Origin of the sequence: Psychrobacter sp. DD43, assembly GCF_904846555.1 — a bacterium.
GTDB classification, from domain to species: Bacteria; Pseudomonadota; Gammaproteobacteria; order Pseudomonadales; family Moraxellaceae; genus Psychrobacter; species Psychrobacter cryohalolentis.
In genome coordinates this window covers 99,859-115,747 of sequence record NZ_CAJHBE010000003.1, presented here as the reverse complement: position 1 = coordinate 115,747, position 15,889 = coordinate 99,859, and the positions used below count along the sequence as shown (strand labels likewise).

At 42.8% G+C, this 15,889-nt stretch carries 12 protein-coding genes; 8 read left to right on the top strand and 4 right to left on the bottom strand.

From position 1 onward, the window contains the following. Window positions 1-65 precede the first annotated feature (65 nt). The 3 genes from xdhB to guaD all read left to right on the top strand — a co-directional run bounded on the left by xdhB (window position 66) and on the right by guaD (window position 5,283). Window positions 66-2,636: a xanthine dehydrogenase molybdopterin binding subunit gene (gene xdhB / locus JMX89_RS02520; protein ID WP_201531361.1), complete on the top strand. Its 2,571-nt coding sequence runs from the start codon at window positions 66-68 to the stop codon at window positions 2,634-2,636. After that, entirely contained in the window at window positions 2,629-3,612 is a 984-nt protein-coding gene (gene xdhC / locus JMX89_RS02515) for a xanthine dehydrogenase accessory protein XdhC (RefSeq protein WP_227672982.1), read from the top strand. The genes xdhB and xdhC overlap by 8 nt, the downstream gene beginning before the upstream one ends. 213 nt (window positions 3,613-3,825) lie before the next feature. Beyond that, window positions 3,826-5,283, top strand: a complete 1,458-nt coding sequence (guaD, locus tag JMX89_RS02510; protein ID WP_227672981.1) for a guanine deaminase — start codon at window positions 3,826-3,828, stop codon at window positions 5,281-5,283. 160 nt (window positions 5,284-5,443) lie between these two features. Here the strand turns inward: guaD and JMX89_RS02505 are convergent, their stop codons facing one another. Beyond that, the gene (locus JMX89_RS02505) at window positions 5,444-6,616 is read right to left on the bottom strand and encodes a cupin domain-containing protein (protein ID WP_181210544.1); all 1,173 of its coding nucleotides are present in this window, start codon (window positions 6,614-6,616) and stop codon (window positions 5,444-5,446) included. Window positions 6,617-6,747: 131 nt separating this feature from the next. Between JMX89_RS02505 and JMX89_RS02500 the strand changes: the two genes are divergently transcribed. Then, entirely contained in the window at window positions 6,748-6,933 is a 186-nt protein-coding gene (locus JMX89_RS02500; protein WP_011513481.1) for an NF038104 family lipoprotein, read from the top strand. Window positions 6,934-7,057: 124 nt separating this feature from the next. Here JMX89_RS02500 and purB read toward each other — a convergent pair whose 3' ends face one another. The 3 genes from purB to mnmA form a co-directional block, all read right to left on the bottom strand. Further along, a complete protein-coding gene (purB, locus tag JMX89_RS02495; protein ID WP_201531363.1) occupies window positions 7,058-8,449 on the bottom strand; it encodes an adenylosuccinate lyase in 1,392 nt (463 codons plus the stop codon). An 80-nt stretch (window positions 8,450-8,529) separates the two neighbouring features. Next, on the bottom strand, window positions 8,530-10,368 hold the full coding sequence (locus JMX89_RS02490; protein WP_201531365.1) for a hypothetical protein: 1,839 nt from the start codon (window positions 10,366-10,368) through the stop codon (window positions 8,530-8,532). Between the two features lie 53 nt (window positions 10,369-10,421). Further along, window positions 10,422-11,648 carry a tRNA 2-thiouridine(34) synthase MnmA gene (gene mnmA, locus JMX89_RS02485; RefSeq protein WP_201531367.1) on the bottom strand — a complete coding sequence of 409 codons (1,227 nt, stop codon included), beginning with the start codon at window positions 11,646-11,648 and terminating at the stop codon, window positions 10,422-10,424. Between the two features lie 252 nt (window positions 11,649-11,900). Here mnmA and ispF point away from each other — a divergent pair, with 252 nt between their 5' ends. The 4 genes from ispF to mnmG all read left to right on the top strand — a co-directional run bounded on the left by ispF (window position 11,901) and on the right by mnmG (window position 15,865). After that, window positions 11,901-12,407 (top strand): 2-C-methyl-D-erythritol 2,4-cyclodiphosphate synthase, encoded by a 507-nt coding sequence (gene ispF / locus JMX89_RS02480; RefSeq protein ID WP_320157701.1) that lies wholly within the window; start codon window positions 11,901-11,903, stop codon window positions 12,405-12,407. A 149-nt stretch (window positions 12,408-12,556) separates the two neighbouring features. After that, complete coding sequence (gene grxD / locus JMX89_RS02475) at window positions 12,557-12,907, top strand: Grx4 family monothiol glutaredoxin (RefSeq protein WP_011280514.1); 351 nt, start codon at window positions 12,557-12,559, stop codon at window positions 12,905-12,907. Between the two features lie 255 nt (window positions 12,908-13,162). Beyond that, window positions 13,163-13,690 carry a hypothetical protein gene (locus JMX89_RS02470; RefSeq protein ID WP_201550762.1) on the top strand — a complete coding sequence of 176 codons (528 nt, stop codon included), beginning with the start codon at window positions 13,163-13,165 and terminating at the stop codon, window positions 13,688-13,690. 276 nt (window positions 13,691-13,966) lie between these two features. Beyond that, window positions 13,967-15,865 carry a tRNA uridine-5-carboxymethylaminomethyl(34) synthesis enzyme MnmG gene (gene mnmG / locus JMX89_RS02465; RefSeq protein WP_201550760.1) on the top strand — a complete coding sequence of 633 codons (1,899 nt, stop codon included), beginning with the start codon at window positions 13,967-13,969 and terminating at the stop codon, window positions 15,863-15,865. Window positions 15,866-15,889 lie beyond the last annotated feature (24 nt).

Genomic DNA, 15,889 nt, shown 5'->3' with positions numbered 1-15,889 from the left:
GATACAGTCAAAACGCTATTGTTAGAGAGATAGGTTTTGCTAAAAATATAAGAGAGAGAGCCATTATGAGCCACCATTCTTCATTATTTGATAGCTACAGTACCCGCAGACAGCGTCCACCAAAAGACAAGATTGGCACCCAAGCAAAGCATGACAGTGCTATTAGTCACGTTATGGGCACTGCCACTTATGTGGACGATATGCTAAAACCACAAAACACCCTGCATTTAGCAATTGGTAAAAGTGCTCACGCGCATGCTCGTGTATTGAATATGGATTTGAGCGCCGTACGAACAGCAGACGGGGTCATCGATGTCATCACCTTTAAAGATTTACCAGCCAAGACTGATATCGGAGCAGTGTTTGATGGCGACCCACTCATGGTCGATCAGATCACAGAATATGTCGGTCAAACGCTATTTACGGTGGTTGCCACCAGTCACCGTGCAGCAAAAAAAGCCGTGCTCAAAGCCATTGTGGAATATGAACCGCTGTCCGCAATCCTCACTATTGATGAGGCGCTAAAGCAAGAGCAGTTTGTACGTCCAAGTCACTTTATGACGCGCGGTGATGCTCAGGCTGAGCTTGAAAATGCACCTACTCGTATTGCAGGGCATATTCGTATGCTAGGGCAAGAGCATTTTTATTTGGAAGGGCAGGTGTCATACGTCATTCCTTGCGATGATGGTGGGCTTGAAGTCTATACTTCCTCACAGCATCCGAGTGAAGTGCAGCAGCTGGTCGCCGAAGTGGTCGATTTACCTTTTCATGCCGTGACGACAGTTGTGCGCCGAATGGGCGGCGGCTTTGGTGGTAAAGAAACGCAAGCCGCGGCATGGGCGTGTCTGTGCGGTATCGTTGCCAAACGCCATAATGTGCCAGTGAGTATGCGCTTAGACCGTCAAGATGACATGGTCGTAACTGGTAAACGTCATGAATTTGCCAATCGCTACGATGTCGGTGTCAATGATGCTGGTCAAGTGCTTGGCGTTGATATGCAGCTATCAGGATTGTGTGGCTATTCACCAGATTTGTCCGATGCCATTGTCGATCGGGCGATGTTCCATTGTGACAACGCTTATTATTATCCAGCGGCTCAGATCGCTGGTCATCGCTGCAAGACACATACGGTATCTAATACCGCTTATCGAGGTTTTGGTGGCCCACAAGGTTTGCTGACCGCTGAATATATGATGGATGATATCGCCTACAGTTTGGGCAAAGATCCTCTGCAGGTACGTTTGGCAAATCTATATCAAAATGGTCAAAGCACCCATTATGGGCAGCCAATTGAGCATTTTGATTTGGCGACTATTATGCAGACGTTAGCTGATGATAACGATTATGCTAAGCGCCGTGAGCAAATCACAGCAGCTAATCAAAAAGCTGAAGCTGAGGGCAGTGACAAACGTTTTGGTCTGGCTTTAACGCCGGTCAAATTTGGTATCTCATTTACGGTACAGACGCTAAACCAAGCGGGTGCTTTGGTTCATATCTATACCGACGGTACCATTCAAATCAATCACGGCGGTACTGAAATGGGGCAAGGGCTATATATTAAGATTGCCCAAATCGTTGCCAATGAATTCGATGTAGATTTAGATACCGTAAAAGTAACCGCAACTCGTACCGATAAAGTGCCAAATACTTCGCCAACAGCGGCGTCGTCAGGTACTGATATGAATGGTAAAGCAGCACAAAATGCCTGTATTACTATTAGAGATCGCTTGGTTGAATTTGCTACTGAACATTTTGACGTAAGTGCAGAGGATGTCAAATTTGAGCGCAATCATGTCCATATCGGTGATAAAGAAACACTAACCTTTGCTGAAATGGTGTTACTCGCATATCAGCACCGCGTTAGCTTATCGTCTACTGGCTACTATAAAACACCAAAGATATTTTATGATCGCTCAAAAGCATGGGGTCGCCCATTCTTTTACTTTGCCTTGGGTGCCTCTTGTTCTGAGGTTGAGATTGATATTTTAACGGGTGAATATAAAGTATTGCGCTGCGATATCTTACACGATGTTGGGCAGTCGATTAATCCTGCAATTGATATCGGTCAGATTGAAGGCGGTTTTGTTCAAGGTATGGGCTGGCTTACTGCTGAAGAGTTGGTTTGGGATAAAAAAGGAAACCTTGCGTCAAACAGTGCCGCCAATTATAAAATTCCAACGGCGCATGACTTACCAAAACAATGGAGCGTCAAACTGTTCGAGCGTAAAAACGAAGAGCAGACTATTTATAACTCCAAAGCCGTTGGCGAACCGCCATTTATGCTTGCCGCTAGCGTTTGGTGCGCGATTAATAACGCGATTGCAAGCTTAGGTAATTATCAGAGAAACCCTGAGCTGACCATGCCGGCAACGCCAGAAGCGGTATTAAAATCGGTCATGCGCATGCAGGGTCAAGCGTGGGAAATCACCTCTAAAGCGGATACAGACACGATTACTAGCCTAACAGTAACCGATGATAATTGCGGTATTGATGATGATAAAGTCAAGCTGCAGCAAGTCGCACACGGTAAAGATATTAATCCAACAGAAGTCGAAGGTAAGCTAACGGATGATCAGCCTGAAGCGATACAAAACCCAAATGTATCAACGGCTCGCGGACCGGCACATAGTGAATAAGTCACTAATCACACCGATGCCACCAACAAAGTGGTATAACGGACTGGCGCAATATCAGCAGCAAGGTATTGCGCACGTTTTGGCGACGGTCGTTGCGGTGAATGGCTCAGCACCTCGTGAGCTTCAATCCAAAATGATCGTGACGCTTGATGCATGTTGTGACACCTTAGGCGGCGGTAGCCTTGAACATGACGTGACGATAACCGCTAGGCAATTGCTAAATGGTGAAATTAATGCCACTGACGCTAGAAGCATGCAACCGTTAAAAGAAGGTAAGTCTGCAAAGGCGCAGGCAGTACGCCGCGATGCCGTTTATACCAAGCATTATCCATTGGGCGCTACATTGGCTCAATGCTGCGGCGGTAGCGTCACGGTCATGTTTGAATGCTTTAATGTAACGCCGCCCATGTCGTTACTGGTGTTTGGTGCAGGGCACGTAGCAGCTGCGCTAATGACCATTCTTGCTGAGCTACCTTGTCAAGTCGACTGGGTAGACAGCCGAGCTGAAATGTTTGAGCGTTATCTAACCCATAATCCGGATACTGTAGAGGGGCAAGTGACTTATCAGTTGCCTACTCACATTCGCCCGCATATTGATGAAGATCCAGTCGATTTTATCCAACCGTTTGTCGCTAAAAGCATTCAAAGCACTTTGAATGCATCAACAAAAAAGGGCACTCAGTATTTTATTTTGGTCATGACTCATGATCACAGTCTTGATTTTGATTTGGTACGTGCCGCGCTTGATACTTATGGGAAAACTGGCATAGATAGCAGCTTAGTGCCTTATCTTGGCTGTATAAGCTCAGCGACCAAAGCCAAGCGTTTTAGAGATCGCTTACTACAGCGTGACTACAATGAGCAAATAGTCGATAAATTGACCATGCCAATCGGTCTTAATACTGGCGGAAAAGAGCCAATGGCGGTCGCTATCTCTATCGCGGCGCAAATGATGCAGCTTTATCATGATTTATAACTAACATTTATCTCAATTAAAAAATTTTTAATTCTCTATTTATCTGTCTGCCTTAAATGCATTAAGACATCGTTCTTAGCTTCGTCAGCCGTCATACGAGATAGGCTGCGCTCAGTAACTTTGTGCTTGTATTTCTTTGATTGCATTAGGGTAAACACATAATATGGATGAATTTTTAACCAAAATACTTATCTATTATTGTGAGATTTTTTTATGACCATACATATTTATCAAGCACAATTATTGCATTATTTAACGGAAGAGAATCTGGCGGCAAGAGCCAAGCATACCCATGTAGAGACGGCTGACTTAACTAATGATAGTTTAACCAATGCTGAGCGTCCTAGCATTACGGTGGTCGATAAAAACGTTACTTTGCTGCCAGTGGTGGCAGGCGTCAAGGTTTATCCTGAATATATCGCTAATGGTGCCTTGGTGGTCGATGATGCGACTGGTCGCGTCGTAGATTATGGCAGCTGTGCGTCAATGATGTCGCAGTACGGCAACGCCAGTCGCCAAGAGGGTCAAGCGCCAGTACAGATTCATGATTGCCAAGATCAGCTTATCATGCCAGGCTTTATTGACACCCATGTGCATTATCCGCAAATAGATATGATTGCTGCGTTTGGCGAGCAATTACTTGATTGGTTGAACAATTATACCTTTGTGACCGAAGCCAATTTTGGTGATACAAAGATTGCTGATGATACCGCAAAATTCTTTTTAAACCAGCTGCTTGCTAATGGCACAACAAGCGCCTTGGTATTTTCAACCAGTCATCCGCAGTCAGTAGAATCATTCTTTAACGAAAGCTGCCGTCTGAATACTCGTATGATTACGGGTAACGTATTGATGGATCAAAACGCGCCTGAGCATCTGTGTGTGCCAACAGAGCAGGGCATCCGTGATACCCAAAATATCATCGATAAATGGCATGAGCGCGGACGTCAGCATGTGGCGATTACGCCAAGATTTGCCATTACGTCAACGCCAAAACAATTACAAATGACCGGTGAGCTGTATCGTAGTTATGATAGTGTTTATCTGCAAACACATCTGGCTGAAAACCTTGATGAAATCGCTTTTGTACGTGAGCTTTATCCCAATCATAAAGGTTATTTGGACGTTTATCATGATATGGGCTTACTTGGCAGATATACGACGTTGGCGCATGGCATCCATCTCTCGACATCAGAATATGAAGTGCTACGTGATACTGGCACCCAAATAGCCCATTGCCCGACGTCCAATTTATTTTTAGGCAGTGGACTGTTTGATTTGTCCAAAACTCTAAGCTATACCGGCGTTAGTATCGCAACCGACGTGGGCGCAGGTACTAGCTTATCGATGCTGACCACTTTAGCAGAAGCCTATAAAGTTCAGCAATTACAGAGTAATCCGTTATCAGCGCATCAAGGGTTATATCAAATCACGTTAGGCAACGCGCAGTCATTGTTGTTAGACGATAAAATCGGTAACTTTATGCCCAATAAAGAAGCAGATTTTGTGGTGATAGATATGGGTGGCACTGATTTAATGGAGCGCCGTATGACACAGACCAAGTCACTTGATGAGCAGTTATTTGTGCTGATGATGTTAGGTGATGATAGGGTGATTGAAGAAACAATTATCGCTGGCGTGAGTCGTTATAAAAAAGCGGTTGCTGCATAAAGGGAAGTATTAAAGGTATTTTTTTGCTTAAGTTAGAATGTTTACATAAAAATCAGCGCCTATTTATTAAGACATTTAAATCTTAGTAAATAGGCGCTGATGGTTTTTAAATAATGCTTAATAGCCAATGTGCTATAAAAACTGGCTAATAACTATGGCATTACTCTGGATGATTCATCCATATCCAACCATTCTCTAACCATTCCATCACTTCATCAGGGTCAATCCCTTCCATATCGTCAAGGCTTAAATGCTCGCCATTAGATAAGCGTACCAGTAGTGCTATCGATGTTTCATGCAAATCATCTAGGCGTTGCCCATTGGCATATAAAACGATGTCATTATCCGCCTGGGTGTATAACAAACGATTGCTATAATCTGCTTGCAACGTCGCGCCAGTTGCCAATGCTGCTATCATCTCATCAGTCGTCAGCGACTCTTCAGGGACAAGCACATCATATTGACGCTTGCTGACCACTTCAGACACGGCTTGGCGAATAATCGTATCACCGCGCTCAGATTGGAGGAGTTGTAATAATTGAGTTTTAATCGCCTCAATGCTGTCAGTCTTTAACTCCCCTGACGCTTGCATAGCTTGTGGTAATAACATCGGTATAAATAAAGCGCTGTCATTGGTCGCGACATCGGCAAGGCTGTCAATGATTTGCATCAAGTTTGGACGACGGCAGCCAAAGGAAAAGGTTAGGCAATCATCTTGCGCTACGCCAAAATGTGCTAATTTTGGTGGCACGTATAGCACATCACCGGCTTCTAAGATTTCATCAAAGATAATCTCGCCCATATCATCAAATAGACGTATCGGCTCATCGGCAACAAATTGGGTCTGCTCATCACAAAACTTACCTAACTGCCAACGTCTAGAGCCAAACCCTTGCGCTAGAAATACATCGTAATCATCATAATGCTTGCCAACCGAGCCGCCTTTTGGCGCATAAGACACCATAATATCATCGCGCTGCCACTGCGGTATAAAATCAAGCGCCTGCCATAATGCGCCAAGTTCCGGCGACCATTGCTCAAGATTTTGTACCAGTACTGACCATTGCTCAGGTAAGTTATCAAAGTCGGCTTCAGTTAGTGGGTTCTTTTTAAGTTGCCATTGCGGCTGACCTTCTTGTTTGCTCGCAGCTTGAGTCAGTAGCCTTGCAGTAGCGTCTTCATCTATGGCTAAGCCTAAGATATCTTCCGGCTCAAACATACCAATTAATTGCGGTAAGCCTTGCTTAATCAAGAGGGGTTTTTTTTGCCAATAATCGTTTAAGAATTGCTCAGGAGTAATGGTATTCGGTAAACAAAGGGGGATAGAAGTCATGGATAAATCCGTATGGTTAACTGGTTATAAGATTAATAGAAATGATGGCTTTATAGGCAGGATTTATTAGTTTATGATTATTGCTTATCTGATGACTGTCATCAGAGCCTATAATTATTCTTAGGACATTTATGAAAAAATTGCATTTTATCGTTATTATTGCCAGTATGTTTTTGCTGCAAGCTTGTGTACATAAAATTGTTACTGTACCTGCTAAAATCGCTTATAAAACCACTAAAGGTGTGGTTAAAGGTACGGTCGCTGTGGGTAAAGCTATCATACCGGGCGATAGCAGTGATAAAGACGATAAAGAATAAAAACCTCACCCATCAACTATGTATTTTAAAAAATAATAGTGTTTAGAGTAAGGTTTTTATTAAGATATAAATGAGTGCTCATTTATATCTTTTTTACATTTGATAGAAATGATTTGATTGCCAGTTAAATTTTAGCAATCCATTCTTTAATCGTGCGTGCTTGTTCAGCCGCATTACCAATATAAGTAGCAGGCGTCATTTCACGCAAACTGTTTTTATCGCTTTCACTGACTGCCGATAATTCATCGCCATCAACAAAAGTAAGCATCGCTTCACGAGTCATGGCATTACCACGAGTTAATGCTTTTAGCTTCTCGTATGGGTTTTCAACACGGTAGCGACGCATAACCGTCTGAATTGGTTCAGCCAATACTTCTTGCGCATTATCCAAATCGTCATTTAAACGTTGGGCATTTAATTCAAGTTTGCTGACGCCTTTGAGGCACGCATCATAAGCAATCATGCTTTGTGCTAGACCAACACCGATATTACGCAACACGGTAGAGTCAGACAAATCGCGCTGCATACGTGAAATCGGTAGCTTTTCACCCAAATGAGCAAGCATGGCATTAGCTACACCCAAATTACCTTCAGAGTTTTCAAAGTCAATCGGGTTGACTTTATGCGGCATGGTAGAAGAACCCACTTCACCATCTTTTAGGCGCTGTTTAAAATAGCCTAAGCTAATATACTGCCAAATATCACGGTTAAAGTCGATTAGAATGGTATTAAAGCGTTTTACTACATCAAACAATTCAGCGATATAATCATGCGGCTCAATTTGCGTGGTATAAGGATTAAAGGTCAATTCTAAACGTTCATTAATGAATTTTTCAGCATGATTCTGCCAATCAACGTCAGGATATGAGGCGTAGTGAGCATTATAGTTACCGACCGCACCATTGATTTTACCGAGTAACTCTACCTGACCGACTTGCTTGATTTGACGCGCTAGACGATAAGCAACGTTTGCCATCTCTTTACCTAGAGTCGTCGGGCTTGCCGTTTGACCATGAGTACGTGAAAGCATCGGTTGATCAGCATGGATAATTGCTAGATTAACGATGCTATCCGTTACTTCTTGCATTTTAGCAACGACGATTTCGCGGCTGTCTTTGAGCATGAGTGCGTAAGATAGGTTATTAATATCTTCACTGGTGCAAGCAAAATGAATAAATTCTAATGAATCTTCAAGTGCTGCCTGACCACGGAATTTATCTTTAATAAAGTATTCGACCGCTTTTACATCATGGTTGGTCGTTGCTTCGATGTCTTTGATCGCTTGCGCGTCAGCTTCGCTAAAGTTATCTACGATAGCATTTAAAAACGCATTGGTATTGGTATCAAATTCTGCCAACTCACCAATCGCGCTATTATCAGCCAATGACTGTAACCAGCGAATCTCAACGGTCACGCGCGCTTTAATCAGACCAAATTCTGATAAATAAGGGCGCAAGCTATCGGCTTTGGATGCATAGCGACCATCGATTGGGGAGAGTGCGGTAAGTAGATTCATATCATTGCCTCAAAAGTTATTGAAATTACAGCTGGTTAAAAAAATGTAAAAAATGATTTAATCTGAAAAATCATCATGTATTAATTAGATTGCGTTGTACCGTACTTAGTATTGAAGTAAAAGTCGTAAGATGATTTTGCAGCTAGAGTAAATATTTTGGTTTTAATTAAACCATTGTTACCGATAGCCACACTATCAGAAGCATAGTCATTTGGCTTATATAGTGGCGCAATCAGTTTTGAGTCGACCGTGGCCCCTTTTTCTCCCTTCTTTTGAAGCATATCTTGCATTATGAAGTTATCAATAGAAAGGTTGGCGCGATTGGTTGCCGTAATTTTATAGGCAATACAGTTTCCAGGCTCAATATTATCAATAGGTTTAGTACTAAAACCACTATTAGGGTTGTCAGCAGCGGTATTGCTAATAGTGGGGTAATCAATAGTCGCCGGACAGCTATTTACATATTGGTATTTTATAAGTACTAGAGCAGCATTTTCAGCAGCGACTCTACCAAAATTATTGGTATCATAAAAATATTTGTTCGTCACTAAATCCACTTGTTTTTTACTATTAGTAGTGCGAATAGGGTGTGTATTCGTACTGTTTTCTTCTATCAAACAGACAGTGTTTTTGCCGCTCAGATTGGCAATGGGCGTTCTAAGTTGATATTGCCCAACACCAGTCATAGGTAAATTTTCACTAGCGTAAACTATATCTGAGTTGTTGCAATCGACTAGTTTAATAGTACTGTTAGAAATTCCGCTTTCGGAGACGGTATCAAAAATACCGTTAAAGTAGCCAGAGTTATTTACTTGTGGATTGGTATTACCACCATTATCGTTAAATACTGTTCCTGAAAAAACATAATAGAGAGGTTCGCTTTCTACCCCGAAGCTGATCCATTCATTATAGGTTTCTCCAACCACATCCGCTTCAATAGCACTATTACCTCTCATGATGCCTTCGTAAGTTAAGGTGACAGTCTTGGCATTTTTAACCGCAAGAACATAGTTGCTGTCTGCATTAGCGATACCATAGCTGACGTAGCTGCTATTATTAGCTATGATGTCGTTTACGTTCAATGCCCGATAAGTCGTCTGATTATTGGGACTGGTAGAGGTTTCTTTTAGAATATTGGTAAAGGTGGGCATAGGGGGCAAGGTGCCTCTTTTTTGACCAGATGCAAAAGATACTTGTCCACTACTATTGGTAGTAGGCGTAAACGAGCTACTATTACCACTACCGTTAAGCGCAGTGATTCCGTAATAATATAAGCCGCTATCTCCACCAATTGAGCTATCGAAGCGTAGCTGTGGCAAGGTAACCATATTGTTAGAGCTAAAGCTATTTCCAGCCAGTTTTTTACCCATAAAATAATCACCCATGGCATTATAAAAATAGGAGACGTTTGGGTTATTTCTGATGGTAGCTTGCGCAGGTGTACTAATTTGACTATTTTGGGTAAAGCTTAATGTTTGACGTGCAATCTCTGAGTTACCACCTATTGAATAGCTAGCTTGACCAACTTTTATGGTATGTATAGAAGCATTGTCATCAGGAGTAATAGTAAAGGTGTACTTGAACTTATCTCTATCAATACTAGTATTAGAATCATTCCTGATTTCAATACCATTGGTGCGCGTACCACTAGCTGGTGTTATCTCAGCGCTATTGTTATAACCAATATTTTCATTGCGCACCAAAGTAAAACGACCGGTAGCACCAGAACCTGCTGCGATATAGGTGCCAGAAGCACTACCAGTCGAAGCATTAGAGCTGGTCACCGTAATACTACCCATCTCTGCTGGTGCTGACTGTGCACTAAATGACGCAGCAATGAAAGTAAGCGTAAGACCTCTCTTTACCCATATCGAACAAGAAAATGAGATATTCAGCAAGGCGAAAAGGCGAGCGGTCATTCAGTATCCTAAAAAAAGACAAATCATTGTATTAATTAATGTTAACTGAGATGTCAAATTCCGCAAGGCGCATCAATAGAGGCAATGACGCCACCGCCCAAACAAACCTCATCGACATAAAACACCGCTGACTGACCTGGCGTCACTGCACGTTGCGGCGCATCAAACATCACTCGTACTTCTAAACCTTTATCATCAACAGCAAACACTCGGCACGCTTGGTCAGGCTGACGATAGCGCGATTTTGCCATACAACGTAAACCTTCATCGGTAAAGATATCTGCAGGCGGTAAACCATTGACCCAATCGAGCTTATAAGCTTGTAGCTCATTACTCAGCATCATGGCATGCTCGTGACCTTGTCCAACGATCAAACGGTTGTTATCCAAGTCTTTTGCGAGTACAAACCATGGTTCTTCGGGACGATCTTTCACTCCGCCAATACCAATACCACCGCGCTGCCCTAATGTATAGTACATAAGACCATCATGCGTACCGATAGTAATACCATCGTCAGTGACGATATCGCCTTTTTGGGCAGGCAGGTACTGTTGTAAAAAGTCTTTAAAACGGCGCTCGCCAATAAAACAAATACCAGTTGAATCCTTTTTATTGGCGGTAATAAGGTCATGATCTTCAGCGATTTGACGAACGACTGGTTTTTCGAGCTCACCAACTGGGAACAGGGTTTTGGCAAGCTTGTCACCACCAACCGCATGTAAGAAGTAGCTTTGGTCTTTATTATTATCGAGCCCACGTAGCAATTGAGCCACTTCAATACCGTCATTATTCTTATGGTTCACACTGCGGCGGGTATAGTGACCAGTGGCGATATAATCAGCACCAAGCGTTAAGGCATAGTCTAAGAATGCTTTAAACTTGATTTCTTTATTACATAAAATATCGGGATTTGGCGTGCGACCCGCTTTGTATTCCGCTAAAAAATGCTCAAAGACGCGATCCCAGTATTCCATGGCAAAGTTGGCGGTATGCAATTTTATGCCAATTTTGTCGCACACCGCTTGCGCATCTGCTAAGTCATCCATCGCCGTACAATATTCGGTACCGTCATCTTCTTCCCAGTTCTTCATGAACAGACCTTCGACCACAAAGCCTGCCTGCTGAAGCAATACGGCAGACACAGAAGAGTCGACTCCGCCTGACATGCCAACAATCACATGCTTAGTGCTAGGATCATTGATATCGGCAAGCGTTAGAGGGCGATGGGCGTCAAAAGAAGCAGAAGCTGATGTGTTAGAAGCGTTTGGTATGGCTGACATAAAGCGGCTCAACTATTTATACGTTCTCCAAAATACATATTGACGCCAAAATTATGCAATGACTACCATGCGTAGTCTCAGCAGAACGACGTCGGCTTATCTTTTGGATTGGGTATTATGATAAAATAAGCGTCATATTATACCAGTTAATTGAAACTGGTGGCGAGCTATGGCATCTTACTGGCGGTAAAATCGCTTTAAAAATTTAGATAATGGTTTTCAATTATCCTAATCACCATTAATTTACTTGGAATGATAATGATAAAAATTGGTCAAGGTATTGATGTTCATGCGTTTCATAATAATGGTCAACAGCAGCAATATGTGGTGCTGGCAGGTGTGCCTATTGATCATACGCACAGCTTACTTGCGCATTCTGATGGTGATGTAGTACTGCATGCACTTGCTGACGCTTTGCTTGGCGCCTTGGCACTCGGCGATATCGGGCAACATTTTCCAGATACCGATGCGGCAAATGCGGGTTTAGATTCACGCGTACTACTTCGTTATGTATATGGCAAAGTTTTGGCCGCAGGTTATATGTTGGGGAATGCTGATATTACCGTAATGTGTGAACGCCCAAAACTGGCACCACATAATTTAGCCATGCGCGCTAATATCGCTAGTGATTTGCAGACCGATGTGGGCAATATCAGTGTTAAGGCAACCACTACTGAAAAATTGGGCTTTACCGGTCGGCAAGAGGGTATTATGGCCAATGCCGTGGTATTATTGGTGCCGAATGCGCTTGGCGTTTAATTCTCAATAGTATATCAGTGCGTATGATTATGGCTGTCAGCTTTCCAAACTGCTTGCAATGTGGTTAAGATTGCCCCATGTAGCAGCCACATGATAAATTTAATGTTACCTGTCTTTTTTATAAATAGTTTTAATTAATAGGAGTTTTTATGAGTGAGCAAACCCCAAATACTGCTGCCAACGATATTGAACAACTGATTCGTAACCAAATCAAAGACAACAAAGTCATTCTATATATGAAAGGCTCACCGCAGTTCCCACAGTGTGGTTTCTCTGCCAAAGCGATTGAAGTCTTGACACAAATTGGTCGCCCATTTGCTTTCGTCAATATCTTAGAAAATCCAGAAATCCGCGCAACGTTACCACAAATTGCTAATTGGCCAACTTTTCCGCAGCTATGGATTGATGGTGAATTGATGGGCGGATCAGACATTATTTTACAAATGTACCAATCAGGCGAGCTTAAGCCTTTGGTTGAAGCAAATAGCCCAGCTGCTTAATATCGAGAGCACTTTATATCGACGTTTAATGCTTGAATATCTAAGTGGCATTAAGATGTTAATATAATTGATATTCGAGCCTAAGTACCCAAATCCGAGTCGCCTTATTAAAGGTTGCTCGGATTTTTTATTTTTTAATATTGACAGTCAGCAAGTTCAATTGTTTTTGCCAGCTTTATCCCCATATAACTCTCAATATCGATATTCAATACCTCGAAACATTAAGAAACATTGAATCAATAATAAGAGAGTTCTATGACTAACGAATTAAATAGCCAAACCACTCAAATACAAGATGCCGAGCAAGCTGCGATTGAAAAACGTCGCGAGCACTTAAAAAATGAATCCACGCGCATTATTGAAATCGCTGGCAATGAGCCACATTCAGCGCTTAAATGTATTCATCAGCTTAGCGTGGCAGGCGGCGCAACAGAAGCCACTTATATTGCGATTGAACAGCGTATCGTCGCGGATCAAGATGCTGCGGGTGCTTATCATTTGGCGTTATTGGCACAGAATACGCCAGATTTACCCATTGATGCGCGTCAACTTATTGAACTGGTCGTTAATAAAGGTGATAACGCTCAGCGTTTGGCATTACTTAAAAACTTGCCACTACCACCTGTTGAGACAATAAAACAGCATATATTAGCGAGTGATGATGGAGATGCGATTGGGCAGATGAATGCTTATTTACAGATTAATCCAGAAGGCTATGGCAGCCAACATATGCTGGCGAGTGGGCAGGCGGATCGTATTGTGCCGCTTAGTCCTGGCAAATAAGTCCTGACAAATAAACGTTGGGAATGAGCATTGGTAAATGCTGTCAACGTTAATCAAAATTTCTTGATCGTTAATCTCAATAGTTTTTCGTATAACGTTTTTTAAATGATAAAAAATTGTTATAATTAATGGTTATCTATTCAGCTAATAGTGGCTTGTTCTATATTCTAGTCGCTATTTCTTTTTTAAATTCGACTGACACTTATCTACCCAGTTCCTGTTATTAAATAATAGCCTGTCGCTAAGCATAGCGTGATCAGTCAAGTGAGGCATTACATGCAATACCCAAAAAATTACGACGTGGTGGTGATCGGTGGCGGTCATGCTGGCACAGAAGCTGCTTTGGCGGCCGCACGTATGGGCGCGCAAACCTTGCTGTTGACGCATAATATTGAAACGCTGGGACAGATGAGCTGTAACCCTGCGATTGGTGGTATTGGTAAATCGCATTTGGTGCGTGAGATTGATGCACTTGGCGGCGCAATGGCACTGGCAACGGACAAATCTGGCATCCAGTTTCGAGTACTTAACAGTCGTAAGGGTGCCGCTGTACGAGCCACTCGAGCGCAAGCAGATCGTATTCTTTATAAAGCCGCCATTCGTCATACGTTAGAGAATCAGCCAAACCTTGATATCTTCCAACAAGCAGCCGATGATATTCTAGTTGAAAACGGTCGTGCCACAGCGGTTGTGACTGCTACTGGTATTATTTTTAATACGCAAACGGTTGTGTTAACCTCAGGTACGTTTTTAGGCGGGGTGATTCATATTGGTCTTGAGAGCTCAAAAGGTGGTCGCGCAGGCGATCAACCTTCTATCAAGCTTGCTGATCGTTTACGTGAGCTGAAACTCCCTGTTGGTCGCCTAAAGACAGGTACACCTGCCCGTATTGATGCACGTAGTGTTGACTTTAGTGTGATGACCGTACAGCCGGGTGATACACCGCTGCCGGTCATGAGTTATATGGGTGATGTGTCCATGCATCCTGAGCAGGTCAATTGCTATATCACTCATACCAATACGCGCACTCATGATATCATCCGTGAAAATCTAGACCGCTCACCGATGTTCTCTGGCAAAATCGAAGGGGTAGGTCCACGTTATTGTCCATCGATTGAAGATAAAATACATCGCTTCGCTGACAAAGACAGTCATCAGATTTTTATTGAGCCAGAAGGCTTGACCACTCATGAGCTATATCCAAACGGTATCTCAACCAGTTTGCCGTTTGATGTGCAGTTAGAATTTATTCATAGTATGAAAGGCTTAGAGAACGCTCATATTACCCGTCCAGGCTATGCGATTGAATACGATTATTTTGATCCGCAAAACCTAAAACCAACGCTTGAAACCAAATCGATTGACCGCTTGTACTTTGCCGGTCAAATCAATGGTACAACTGGCTACGAAGAAGCAGGCGTACAGGGTTTATTAGCTGGCACCAATGCCGCTCTAGTCACTTGTGAAAACAATGAGTTTGATGTCTGGACACCACGCCGTGATGAAGCCTATCTTGGCGTGCTTGTCGATGATTTGATTACGCATGGCACGACCGAACCATACCGCATGTTTACCAGTCGTGCAGAATATCGTCTACTGCTACGTGAAGACAACGCGGATCAACGCTTAACTGAGACGGGTCGTAAGCTTGGCTTGGTAGATGATGTGCGCTGGCAAGCGTATGAAGAAAAAATGGAAGCCATTGCTTCAGAAACCGCACGCCTCAAAGATATGTGGGCAACCCCTGCCAATGCATTGGGCAAAAAAGTCACAGAGCAAACGGGCGAGGTGCTATCCAAAGAGGCAACAGCTTTTGATTTGCTCAAGCGTCCGCAGATTCATTTTGCTGATATCGCTGCCATCACTGATTCGAAAGTCGATATCCAAGTGGGAGAGCAGATTGAAATTTCTGTCAAATATGCAGGCTATATTGATCGTCAGCAAGAAGATATTGATCAAATGAAGAGATTGGAGAATACAGCGCTACCAATAGATTTTGATTATAGTGTGGTATCTGGGTTGTCCAATGAGATTGTCCAAAAACTTGCGCAAGTCCGTCCGTCAACATTGGCTCAAGCGGGACGTATCAGTGGTGTCACACCAGCTGCTATCCAGCTACTAGCAATGACGATCAAAAAACAGAAAAAAGTAAAAGCAGCATTAAACGCGTCATAATAATGTATCAATGACTTAAAAAAT

Coding starts and splice junctions, on each gene's coding strand:
- xdhB (WP_201531361.1), top strand. CDS start 66: ATGAGCCACCATTCTTCATTATTTGATAGCTACAGTACCCGCAGACAG.
- JMX89_RS02470 (WP_201550762.1), top strand. CDS start 13,163: ATGACTAACGAATTAAATAGCCAAACCACTCAAATACAAGATGCCGAG.
- mnmA (WP_201531367.1), bottom strand. CDS start 11,648: ATGTCAGCCATACCAAACGCTTCTAACACATCAGCTTCTGCTTCTTTT.
- guaD (WP_227672981.1), top strand. CDS start 3,826: ATGACCATACATATTTATCAAGCACAATTATTGCATTATTTAACGGAA.
- JMX89_RS02505 (WP_181210544.1), bottom strand. CDS start 6,616: ATGACTTCTATCCCCCTTTGTTTACCGAATACCATTACTCCTGAGCAA.
- grxD (WP_011280514.1), top strand. CDS start 12,557: ATGAGTGAGCAAACCCCAAATACTGCTGCCAACGATATTGAACAACTG.
- JMX89_RS02500 (WP_011513481.1), top strand. CDS start 6,748: ATGAAAAAATTGCATTTTATCGTTATTATTGCCAGTATGTTTTTGCTG.
- purB (WP_201531363.1), bottom strand. CDS start 8,449: ATGAATCTACTTACCGCACTCTCCCCAATCGATGGTCGCTATGCATCC.
- JMX89_RS02490 (WP_201531365.1), bottom strand. CDS start 10,368: ATGACCGCTCGCCTTTTCGCCTTGCTGAATATCTCATTTTCTTGTTCG.
- ispF (WP_320157701.1), top strand. CDS start 11,901: ATGATAATGATAAAAATTGGTCAAGGTATTGATGTTCATGCGTTTCAT.
- mnmG (WP_201550760.1), top strand. CDS start 13,967: ATGCAATACCCAAAAAATTACGACGTGGTGGTGATCGGTGGCGGTCAT.